The 12,414-nt window shown below is 39.1% G+C and carries 8 protein-coding genes; 7 read left to right on the forward strand and 1 reads right to left on the reverse strand.

Annotated elements, in window-relative coordinates; all coding sequences use genetic code 11:
* The first annotated feature begins 80 nt into the window (after positions 1 to 80).
* Both BMZ41_RS04965 and BMZ41_RS04970 read left to right on the forward strand, forming a co-directional pair.
* Entirely contained in the window at positions 81 to 2,420 is a 2,340-nt protein-coding gene (locus BMZ41_RS04965) for an ATP-binding protein (RefSeq protein WP_177184153.1), read from the forward strand.
* 124 nt (positions 2,421 to 2,544) lie between these two features.
* The gene (locus tag BMZ41_RS04970) at positions 2,545 to 2,784 is read left to right on the forward strand and encodes a hypothetical protein (protein WP_090165554.1); all 240 of its coding nucleotides are present in this window, start codon (positions 2,545 to 2,547) and stop codon (positions 2,782 to 2,784) included.
* Between the two features lie 70 nt (positions 2,785 to 2,854).
* Here the strand turns inward: BMZ41_RS04970 and BMZ41_RS04975 are convergent, their stop codons facing one another.
* Positions 2,855 to 3,310, reverse strand: coding sequence for an acyl-CoA thioesterase (locus BMZ41_RS04975; RefSeq protein ID WP_090165556.1), 456 nt, complete (start codon positions 3,308 to 3,310; stop codon positions 2,855 to 2,857).
* A gap of 496 nt (positions 3,311 to 3,806) precedes the next feature.
* Between BMZ41_RS04975 and BMZ41_RS04980 the strand changes: the two genes are divergently transcribed.
* The 5 genes from BMZ41_RS04980 to BMZ41_RS05000 all read left to right on the forward strand — a co-directional run bounded on the left by BMZ41_RS04980 (position 3,807) and on the right by BMZ41_RS05000 (position 12,156).
* Positions 3,807 to 4,049 (forward strand): hypothetical protein, encoded by a 243-nt coding sequence (locus BMZ41_RS04980; protein WP_090527339.1) that lies wholly within the window; start codon positions 3,807 to 3,809, stop codon positions 4,047 to 4,049.
* Entirely contained in the window at positions 4,012 to 4,809 is a 798-nt protein-coding gene (locus tag BMZ41_RS04985) for a PDDEXK family nuclease (RefSeq protein WP_090165559.1), read from the forward strand. Before BMZ41_RS04980 ends, BMZ41_RS04985 begins: the two co-directional genes overlap by 38 nt.
* Before the next feature lie 103 nt (positions 4,810 to 4,912).
* Positions 4,913 to 6,253: a butyryl-CoA:acetate CoA-transferase gene (locus BMZ41_RS04990; protein WP_090527342.1), complete on the forward strand. Its 1,341-nt coding sequence runs from the start codon at positions 4,913 to 4,915 to the stop codon at positions 6,251 to 6,253.
* Positions 6,254 to 6,441: 188 nt separating this feature from the next.
* Positions 6,442 to 8,337, forward strand: a complete 1,896-nt coding sequence (locus BMZ41_RS04995) for a hypothetical protein (RefSeq protein WP_090527345.1) — start codon at positions 6,442 to 6,444, stop codon at positions 8,335 to 8,337.
* 210 nt (positions 8,338 to 8,547) lie between these two features.
* Complete coding sequence (locus BMZ41_RS05000) at positions 8,548 to 12,156, forward strand: SpaA isopeptide-forming pilin-related protein (RefSeq protein WP_090527348.1); 3,609 nt, start codon at positions 8,548 to 8,550, stop codon at positions 12,154 to 12,156.
* Positions 12,157 to 12,414 lie beyond the last annotated feature (258 nt).

Here is a 12,414-nt window from a genome sequence, read left to right on the forward strand (position 1 = left end):
ATTTTCGTAAATTGTTGTTTATTTACTGGCAAAAATTTATAATTATTGTGATATTATGTGTGATTTTAGGGGACTTGAGTATGAAAAAAACTAGTACATTCTTATATGGATTAATTCTCATTGTTGGATTATTGATTTTTACCTTTGTAGTAACCCTGCTTTTTGTGGGAGAGTTTACTCTTCCCGATGAGAGGACTTTTACAGACTTAACAGTTGAAAACTACAGCGATGGCTGGGAACGAATTCATTGGGACGGTAGTGCGGAAGCAATAACTCTTCCTGGAACCTATGAGCCAGAAGACTCTCATGAGTTTGTTTTAAGAAAGAAACTAAATGTTTGGGAGGACAGAGATAGTTATCTAAGCTTTAACTCAAATAAGCAGGATGTGGATGTTTATTTAGGGGATGAGTTGAGATATTCCTTCAGTACAAAAGATACACGAATCTTTGGAAGCAATACACCTGGAACAATGGTGTTCATTCCATTACATCCAAGCGATAACGGAAAGACGATAAAGATTGTTCTTACAGGAGACAATAATTATTCAGGTATTCTGGATGAGTTTATTTTGGGAACCCAGCAGGGTATTGTAATGCATGTATACAGCCGTGAGCGATACACTTTGTTATTTACATTATTCCTTTTAGTTCTTGGCGTAATAGCATTTATCATCGGTGTAAGTGTAAAGATTGCCTATCAAAAAACACTGTCACTTTTCTTTATTGGATGGGCGATGATTTGTGCAGGGATGTGGGCACTTGCCGAGACGGACTGCAGGCAGTTTTTCGTGCCAAACTTTTCACTGCTTTCCTATATGACGTACCTTAGCTTGATTATGCTGCCATATACCGTAGCCTTGTATTTTGATTGTCTTCAGGAAGGAAGATATCGTGCACTTTACATGGGACTTGCAGTACTGGAGGAATTTAGTGCGGTAGTCGCCATATTATTACAGTTCTTCAATAACACAGATTTGATTGGAATTTTACCAATCGCCTTTGTGTCTATTGGTCTTACAATGTTGACCTACGTAATTACGGTAATTCCAGATATTATCCAGGGAAGAGTGAAAGCCTACTGGCTGGAATTTGTAGGTATTTGTGGTGCCATAATCATGGGTATTATGCAGATGTTTGATTATGCAATCTTACATCCTACAAATATCAATTCCTTGTATTTAATCATCGGTCTTTTATTCTTAATCGTCATGGCATACTTCCGTGCCCTTAAGGATATTAGAAATACAGAGCGTGAAATGTTTGCAGCGGTACAGGCACAGGATGCAAGTACAGCCTTTATGACAAGAATGTCTCATGAGATGCGTACACCAATCAATGCCATCCTTGGTATGAATAAAATGATTTTACGTGAGAGCAAGGATGAAAATGTTTTGGAGTATGCCAGAGATGTAAACAGCGCAGGCAATTATTTGCTTGGTGTTGTTAACGAGGTTTTGGACCTTGCAAAGGTTAGCGCAGGAAAGATTGAAATCGTTCCAGAAGACTACGATTTGATGGATATGATTCGAGAATGCTATTCATTGGCAAGACCTAGAGCAAAGGCCAGCAGACTATCCTTTGAAGTGGATATGAGCGATGTGCTTCCATCAAGACTTCGCGGTGACAAGGAAAGAATTATCCAGATTATTACAAATCTTTTGACCAATGCGGTGAAATATACACCTGAGGGACGTATAACACTTTCTGTTCAGGGAAAGATATCAGAAGGAAAGCTTTTACTCATCGTAACAGTTACTGATACCGGTATTGGTGTGGCAGAAGAGAATATACCTTATCTTTTCGATACCTTTACAAGAGTTGGCGAGTTTAATAAGAGAAGAATCGAAGGCACCGGTCTTGGCTTGACTATCACTAAGCAGCTGGTTGATTTGATGGATGGTACGATTTCAGTAGAATCTGAGCTTGGCAAGGGTTCATCCTTTACAGTAATGATTCCTCAGGAGATTCGCTCAGTAGAGCCTTGCGGGATGTTCTCTATGGGACCAAACGGAGACCGTCGTGTGGCTGACAGACATGAGGTATTCGATGTACTTGGAAGAATCCTTGTTGTTGATGATGTGGCCATTAACCTTAGAGTATTTTCAGTGCTTCTTAGCAACACTGATATTATAGTAGACACTGCCATAAGTGGACCTGAGGCCTTGGAGAAGATTAAGAGAAATAAGTATGATATCATATTTATAGATCATCTGATGCCAGGTATGGATGGAATCGAGCTTAAGAGATTAATTGATGAAATGGAAGACAATCCAAATAATGGCACACCACTTGTTATGCAAACCGCAAATGCGGTAGTAGGTGCCAAGGAGGAGTACGAGCGCTTAGGCTTCACCGACTACATCGCCAAGCCAATTAAGGAAGAGGAGTTGCGAAAGCTGATACGTAAATATATAATCTAGGTAGATTATAAATGAGCTGGTAGGTAACAAGCTCTAATGTTTCTTAAGTGAGGCTTTCTTCAGCCGAACGTAGAAACAATTTGGCTTGTGACCGTAACCGGCGGATTAAGGAGTAAATTATATCATGGCATTTAATCCAGCTGATTTATTTAAAGTAAAATCTGCAGCGGAGACTTTCAACAGAAATCATCCAAAGCTTGTCCCATTTTTCCATGCAATCCAGGGAAAGGCTATGACACCAGGCACAGTTATAGAGATGGCTGTTGTTGATCCAAGCGGAGAGCGTGTTGAAACAAATCTTCGCGTACAGGAATCAGATATTGAGCTGATTCGTTTATTAATGGAAATCGGAGCTAAAGGGTAATTAAGAAATCAGAAAAGCCAATCTGTGGGCACATGAACGGTGCCACAGACTGGCTTTTATTTTTTGATATTTATTTAAATTCAAAGAATTTTGTATCCAGTTCTGGATATGCTCTTTTCATGGAAATAGGAATGCCTGCCTTATTTACGAAACAATGTACAGTTCTTGCAACAGCTCTGTCTTCTCCGGTAGCTTTATCGTAAATGCGATATGCGATTTCCATTTCATGACCATCATAGGAAATGAGTTTTGTATCTATAATGACTGTCTCGTCAAACTTAATGGAACTTCTGTGCTCTATAGAAGAGGACACGATAGGAGAACTGACCTCCATATCTAACATCTGCTTGAAGCCCAGTCCCATCTGTTCCATTAAATCCATACGGGCATCCTCCAGCCAGTTGGCATAATTAGAAGTGTGGATAATACCCTGCTGATCTGTCTCGTGATATTTGGTGTGATGCTCAAAAGGGGTAATCTTAATCTGCCTTTTCGCACCAGCAACTTCAATTTCTTGTTTTGCCATAGTCTTACCTCCTGATGAAATACGTAGGTGCCAAACAGGCATCAACCCCATTTAACATCTATCCATATTATAGCACTAATGAAAAGATGTGGAGTATTAAATACCTGAGTTTTTTGTGATGTGTTTATGGCTTTTATTTATGGTGTGATATAGCGTTTGGTTTTTGGGTGATACTCATTGTGAATGGATTGGTTATTTCATTTTTAAATAAATCATGTTATTATCTTCAAATATTGGGTTTATTATTGGAAATTGAAATATCATATGCGGTGCAAGCATTCTTTTTAGAAAATCTATTTCTTTAGAAATTCCATTTATGGTTGGCTGACAAATAAATAAGGTCTCTTGCTAGTGAAGGTGCCCATCGTTTTACCATTTTATAGGTTTTGTGGGTACGGTGACAGGTGGTATGTACCTACGAAATTGATGGGTTAATTCATTAGTGGGTACGGAGGTAGGTGAAGTGTGCCCATGAAACTGTGAAAGTGGTAACGCAGTGGGTACAGTGAAGGGCGTGATATACCCACTGGACTGTGAAAAAAGCAATTCAGTGGGTAGAGTGACAGGTGTGGCATACCTACTAGACTGCGGAAGTGGCAAAGCAATGGGTACAGTGACAGGCATAGTGTACCTGCCAAACAGCAAAAGAAGCGAAACAATGGGTAAAAATGTAACTAAATTATGGAAAAGGAGTAAAGGAATTGGAAGAATACAGGAAGCACTTAGAAAAGGAACTTGAAAAGGTAAATGCTCTTATAAAGATTAACAATGGAAATATAGAAAAACTCAGGGGGACACCTGAAGGAGTAATAAGAATAGCAAAGAAAAGAAGAACCTTTCAGTACTATTTCAAAGGGCCAAAGGATACTGTGGAAAGATATCTGAAAGTATCGGAACGAGATCTTGCAATAAAGGTAGTGCAGCTTGATTATGAACAAAAAGCTAGCAGACTGCTTAAGAAAAAACAAAAAGCATTATTGTCGGCTATAAAATATATAGAATGTTCTGATGTAGCGGAAATATTTGAAAACTACAGTGAAGGAAGAAAACAGCTAGTTAGGCCCCTAATTTCATCTACAGAAGATTATATTGGAAAATGGTATCAGAAATACCCAGGAAACATGAATACATACCCTATTAATATTGGATATGAAACGGACCGAGGTGAACAGGTGCGTTCGAAATCAGAAAAGATTATCGCCGATATGTTGCACAAATATGGAATACCTTATTCATACGAAACAGAGTATAGAATTGGGAATAAAACAACGTATCCTGATTTTACGGTATTGAACGTGAAGAAAAGAAAGACATATATTTGGGAGCATTTGGGGCTGATAGATAATGAAGAATATGCGGTGAAAAATATGGGAAAATTGGCGTATTATGAGGAGGCTGGGATAGCAATTGGTCAGGATTTGATTATAACAATGGAGTCTGAAAGAATACCGCTTAATATAAAATTGGTAGAGAAAAAGATAAAAGAAATACTATTGTAATTGTGGAATATAATACATATTATTGTTAAATCGTAGATGACATCGAGGAATAAAAGTGTTAGAATATCATTAATTGATAATTTTTTAACGAGCGGAGGATAATATGGATTTTCAAGCTGAGTACAAGAAAAAACTTACTACAGCAGCAGAAGCTGTAAAGGTAGTAAAGAGCGGTGACTGGGTAGATTATGGTTGGTGCACAGGTACACCAGATGCTTTGGATAAGGCACTTGCAGCTCGCACAGATGAGCTTAGAGACATTAAGGTTCGTGGTGGAATCTTAATGAAGCTTCCAGCTATTTTTGAGCGTGAGGATGCTGGCGAGCATTTCACATGGAACTCATGGCACATGGGTGGTATTGAAAGAAAGCTTATTGCTAGAGGCTGCTCTTTCTATGCACCTATCAGATACTCTGAGCTTCCTAGATATTATAGAGAGCACATCGAGCCAAACGATGTTCTTATGATTCAGACAACTACAATGGACAATCATGGATATTTCAACTTCGGTCCTAACGCATCACACCTTATGGCTGCAGTTGAAAAGTCTAAGCACATCATCGTTGAGGTTAATGAGAACATGCCTCGTTGCTTAGGTGGCTTCGAAGAGGGCATTCACATTTCTAAGGTTGACGCTATCGTTGAGGGTGAGAACCCAGCTATTCTTGAGATGGGTGGCGGCGGAGCTCCTACAGATGTAGATAAGGCTGTTGCTAAGCTTATCGTTGAGGAGATTCCAAACGGCGCCTGCTTACAGCTTGGTATCGGTGGTATGCCAAACACTGTTGGTGCCATGATTGCTGAGTCAGATCTTAAGGATCTTGGTGTTCATACAGAGATGTACGTAGATGCATTTGTTGATATCGCTAAGGCTGGAAAGATTACTGGTGCAAAGAAGAACATTGATCGTTTCCGTCAGACATATGCTTTCGGTGCTGGTACAAAGAAGATGTACGATTACATGGATGAGAATCCAGAGCTTATGAGTGCACCTGTTGATTATACAAACGACATCCGTCAGATTTCTGCACTTGATAACTTCATTTCTATTAATAATGCAGTTGATGTAGATTTATTTGGACAGATTAATGCAGAGTCTGCTGGAACAAAGCACATTTCAGGAGCAGGCGGACAGCTTGATTTCGTACTTGGTGCTTACCTTTCAAATGGTGGAAAGAGCTTTGTATGTCTTTCATCTACCTTCACAACAAAGGATGGTACTGTAAAGAGCCGTATCCGTCCTACACTTGCAGAGGGTTCTATCGTTACAGATACTCGTGCTAACACTCATTATCTTGTTACAGAGTATGGTAAAGTTTGCCTTAAGGGACTTTCAGCTTGGGAGCGTGCAGAGAAGATTATCTCTATCGCTCATCCAGATTTCAGAGACGAGCTTATCGCAGAAGCAGAGAAGATGAATATCTGGAGACGCTCAAACAAATAATAATTGAATTTATAAAGGTCAGATGGGTCACAATAGACTCATCTGACTTTTTTTGTTTCTTAAAATACACATAAGTGTATTATGTTATTTCAAACATAATTAATTCATAATCAAGACACAAATATAACACAACTCCAAAGTAGAATCTCATTGTTTTGGTCTATGGTTTTTACAAGTGAGAGGGTTCTATGACAAAAGAAAGAATGTCGAAGATTAATAAGATAGAATTAATGAAGATATTATTAAAGGCTTTTATCAAGAGTGTTAAGCGTTCTCTAGAGCGCATCGATTTCCGCTCTTTGATGCCACATAAGAAAATAATAAAGCATGCCTTTGGCACACTGGTAATAATGTTGATTATTATTGCTATGGCTCTGCCAAATACTGTAGCAGCTGATGTTAACGATATGAATACAGCAGCTGTGCCTTCGCCTGCTGTTATGTCAGAAGAGGAGGCTCTTGAAGCTTCTATCAGAGAGTTGACAGTCTACGGAATGTATTTAAATGGTGGAAGTAGTAAGACAGAGGCCGGCACCACAGTTGAGACATTGAATGATAACGATAATAATGGCTACCCATTTGCCAAAAAAACAGAAGAAGGTGTAGCTTTATCCATCAAGCTTGCTGATGGAGTGGAAGGCGCTACATTTAAATGGCAGAGAAGTGATGATCTGACAACATGGGAAGACATTAATAATGTAGATGGTACTACAGAGCAGACTTTTGTAAATAAAAAGCCTAAGAGTGGCAGATGGTACAGATGTCTTGTTAACGGTGAGGCAAGTAAGCCAGTGCAGCTTATTGGTGACTTTAAGTGTGATGGCACCAGTGAGACAGATGCACAGGGCAGAATCTGGACTAATCCACTTATGCCATGGTATATCAGCAATGGAACTGTAGCCTACGGAATCAATTCTGCAGGAACAGTGTTTGATGTAGTAGGTCTTTACAGCAAGAGCGGAAGCTCCTATATGATTCAGACAGCCTATTCAAAGGGTTGGTCAATGGTTACATCTTCATCGGATGCACCGGAAGTGGAGCATACAGCAGCACAGCTGGATGATTTGCTTTGTAGCTTTGATGCTGCAAACCAGTATGAATTATACATAACAGCTGATTTGGCATCAGGTCAGACATCCTTTGCTTTTGGCTGTGATACTATGCTTGGTAATGATTCTACTTCAAGATCTCATTCGGATTTTGCAGCTCTTGAGGTAAATAAGAATCAGGATAATACAGTTGCAAATATAGCCATGGTTGGAGCAAGCTCTTCCAGCCAGTCAGTGGGAAGTAATCCAGCCTTTATGATTACACCTATTACTTCTGAAGAATTGGAATTCTGGCTTGGTCAGTACGATAAGAGAAAGTATTTCAGTTTTAATGAAGGTACTGGAAATATCACGGTAGACGGTGAATACCAAGATAATGTGGCAACAGAAACGCAGGGCATTGACGCTGGAATGACAATGTCATGGTTTAATGTTCCAGATGGTTTGGTTAGCTTTAAGTTTGCAGTTGGTGATGCAGATAGTATCGGAGTTACTACCAACGGTGGCAATTTGAACTATATTGCAGAGCTCATTGAAGGACTCAAGCAAAATACAGAATATACAGTAGCTGTAGAGGGTGAAGAAACGACCTATTCAATTATTTCAAATGCGTTAGGTCACATTACATTAACAGGAGTAGATACAAATGGCAATTATTTCGATTTTACTGGTAAAACTATTTATATTACAAAGAATGGTAGTGAGAGTGAGAAAATCACTGTCAATGTAAGTTCCCGCCCATATAATGTGCAGGGAATCCCTGATTCAGAGGAGATAGCATCAATTGGTGAGGATTCAATTAAATTAAGCATCCCTCTTGGAAGTCTTCAGCTGTTTGCTCAGGAATACCGCATCTGTGATGAGAATGGAAAGGAAATCGAAGGCTTTGGCTGGACCAGAGTTTCTGGTGATGGAAACCTGTCCTTCTCAGGATTACAGTCAGATACCTTATATCTTATAAAGGCAAGAATATATGCTACTGAAACTACACCAGCTTCTGTTGGGCGTGTGGTTTATGAGTTTAAAACAAATTAATAAATAATAAGCCTGGTTGTTATGGTTTTTAGCCATTACAACTGGGCTTTTTTTAGTTGATTCGTAACAAAAATGTGAATTACAAAAATTTTTTTTAAGAGTGTAACTAGTTTGTAACAGGGGAGAGTCTAGAATGACCTTACACAATTGATAGTGGGTACGTGAATTATTATGCGTTGACTAATAGAGTTGTGATTGGAGGTTATTCTTATGGCAAGAGGAAAGACATTCAAAAAGAGATTATTATCAGTAATGATGACAATCTTGATGGTGGCCGCTATTGCCGTGCCATCATTCCCATCCTATGCAGTTGCCGACACAATCGATGTAGGACAGCCAGGCTATAATGCATCTGGTGTTATGACCTATTATAACTGCTTAGGTACAGGTACAAATCTTTACAAGAGTCTTGTTATTAACTTCACATCCGTTCGAGAGAATGGTGAGAAGATTGTACTTCCTAGCGTAAGTGGATTTACATATGAGACATCTCTTTCTACAGATGGTACTTATATTATTAACATCCCAGAAGGAAAGAATCTTGTACAGATAGCAGCCTATATTAGAAAGATTCAGTTCTTGAACTGTCAGAATTCTTCCCAGAAGATTAACTTCTCTGTAGGTAAAGACATCGTTAAGTACATGACCTTCTATTCAGAGGATTCACAGCATTACTACCAGTTTATTAAGTTCGACAAGTCAACTGGTACAGCTGTTGCGGATCCAACTGGAAAGTCTTGGACATATGGTACTTGGGAGTGGGCTTACTATACAGCTCTTAATATGACATATGAAGGACTTCAGGGATACCTTGCAACAGTATCAAGTGTAGAGGAAGATGCGTTCATCTACCGATGCTCTAATGAGATTGGTTGGCTTGGTGGTACAAAGATGACCCATGGCGCAGCTGATACAAAGAATGGTATTCCTTACTATAAGACATTTACACCTTCTGGTAATGGAGATGGTATTGGATACTGGTACTGGGCAGTAGGTCCTGATGTAAATGAAGGCGGTGGAAAGTTCTTACAAAGCCCAACAGCTGCATCAAACTCTGTTTTACAGACAGCTGACAGCAAGGGTTATTACAACAACTGGAACAGTGGCGAGCCTAATAACTCTAATGGTGAGTTTGCTATGACAACCCTTAAGATTGGTTCTGGTTGGAATACAGGTAATAGAAACGGAAAGATCGGTACTAACTCTCCATACTATGTAGCATCTGGATATTCATGGAATGATATCGTTGATACAAACTGGGCTCAGTACGGTAGCTCTAAAGTTACAAGCTACACAGCTACAGGTTTCTTCGTAGAGTATGGTGACTATGTAAAGGGATTAACCCAGACAGCACTTGTTCAGAAGACAAACTTTGAGTTTAAGACAACAACACAGCCTCTTAATCACATTTGGAATTTATATGCAGCAGATGGTTCAGACACTATTCATATGTTCTGTTCAGCATCTGATCCTAAGTGTTCATATTATGCAGTTAGCTCTTCAAGCTTAGGCGAAACAATCGACTTAAAGATTGAAGCAGCTGATGTTCCATACGATGGCAGAGCTTATTCAAGCACCAATATCGTTGGGGCAGAGGACATAATGTCCGCTACAAGTAATACAGCTACGATTTCGGATGTTAAATATTACAAGGTTTCCACAGCAGACACCGTAACTGGTGGAGAATTACAGACAGTGGCACCATCTGCAATCGGATATTACTATGCAGAAGTAACAGTTACAATTAAGAATACAGTCCTTGCATCAAACACAGTATCAGCAAAGGCTGTAGTACCATTTAAGATTTATGATCCTAACGCTGAGTATGCAGTTGAAGGATTAAATAACAAGAAGGCTTCTGAGGAAGCAGTGCCTTATCAGAGAAAGGTTACAGGAACCACTGCTTATTCAGATCTTGAGGTAGTGCTTGCAACTTCATCTGACCAGATTCAGATGTACAAGCTTGCTGAAATGACATGGAACACTCAAGATGAAACATTAAACAAGATGTCATGGGTTCCAGAAATTCAGGCATGGGTTAACAGCTCAGGCTACAGAGTTACAGCAGCTACACCTAATGATCTGTCAAATGGAAAGGCATCATCTTCTACAATATCATCCTTCTATAAGGATATGCTTAAGGTAAACAGTGAAGCACTCCTTGAATCTCTTACAGAACTTTATGATACAGCAGATGGAGTATATGCTTCAAAGAGAGATAAGTATGTAGATTCATCACAGCATGAGGTTTCAGATCCTGAGGATGGAACAAGATACTCAGTTGTATTTGATAATATTGAATATGGTATTTATGCAATTCTCGCAAAAGATGGCAGCAACAATCCATATGCAGTAACAGTTGCAACTGTTTATCCACAGCAGTCAGGACCACAGGGCAGCTTCTATACACAGGAGTTATTTACAGTTTATATCAAGGAAGTTGAGCCTACTATTTCTAAGACAATTAATGGTAAGAAGCAGGATATTGCTGAGATTAATAATATTGATGATCCAATAGAGTTCGTAGTTGATTTCCAGCTTCCACAGTATAAGGACAGATTTACAACAGGTTCAGGAAGTGGCTATGAGTTAGTATTTGAAGATCAGATGGCTCCAGGTTTCACAGTTTACGAGCCTAATGACGATTACAGATTACAGTTCTACTATGTATACATTGAGAACAACGAGGAGAAAGAGGCTCTTATAGCAGAAAATGGTATTCCTACTGCTACAGCTTACAAGTTTACACAGAGCTCAGGCACAATACCTCTTACATCAGATAATGCAAAAGAGAAGGGAACCATAGTTTACGAGAGCAATCCAGATCCAACTACATTGCTTACAAAGAATACAGATCTTATTGGTGGCTATGCAACACCTAGATCAGGTAGAATTTTTGAACCATTCGAGATTACAACAGATTCTAAGACAAAGAATACTGTAATCAGAATTGAATTTGACGAGCCATTATTAAGAGCTTGGAAAGCAGATTTAAAGGCTGGCGAAGATGGTCGTGAGGTATCTGGATTTAGAATTAAGTATTATGCAATCCTTGATTCTGATGCACAGATTAATTCCAACGCAAATACAAATACAGCTTATATCCATTATGAAAAGGATTCTAATGGAACAAGCATGACAGAAATGCATGATGTTGTACATGCTTACACATATGGTCTTAACATTGTAAAGATTGATGGTAGTGCATCAACAACAACATACCTTTCAGGTGCTGAGTTTAACCTTTTTAAGGAAGTGACACTTTCTGATGCTGATTACACAGCACTTGAGTCTGCTGAAAAGTCTAACTACTATGTATTAGAAGGTGAGGACGAGGAGCCAGCAAGATACTTCAAGAAGGTATCTATGGACAATGGAATATTCCAGGATAAGTATAAGGACAATGTATTTGATACATTGATTTCTGTTAACACTGCACAAGGTATTACCGCACATGGTCTTGGTGTAGGATGTTATGTACTTGTAGAGTCAAAGGCACCTTCAGGATATAACGAGCTTGCTGAGGATATCTACTTTGAAATCAATGAGCTTACAGACGCTGAGATGGCAAGGGCAGATAACTCATACATCTGGTTCAGAGAGATGGCTACAGCTGATGAGCCATACAATCCAGATGATGCTGAGTCAGCAATTATTAATGAAAACGGATGTATCCAGATTGATGTATACAACTATCAGGGCTTAGTTCTTCCTAGCACTGGTGGAATTGGTATCCTGTTATTCATCATCATCGGTACTGGTGTGATGGGTGCAGTAATTGTTATTATCATTGGTAGAAGAAAGCGCCAGATGATCTAGTAAATTAATCAAAATACCCAGAGGATTTAAATATCCTCTGGGTATTCAGAGTGTAGACAAAGTGTCGCGGCTCCCGCCGCGACCTTTTCTTTTTTATAAGGAGGAACTGGAGTCTGCGGACTCCAGTTCTTTCATTTTTTAGACTATCTAAATCCTTAAAAAGCCTTGATTTTACAAGCGTTCTAGTTACTTTTTTGGTATAATAATACTATCAAAACAAGGGGTTAGAATAATGATTACAGAACAGAATGAGAAGGC

The sequence above is a fragment of the Pseudobutyrivibrio sp. UC1225 genome (genome assembly GCF_900115215.1).
Taxonomy (GTDB): Bacteria; Bacillota; Clostridia; order Lachnospirales; family Lachnospiraceae; genus Pseudobutyrivibrio.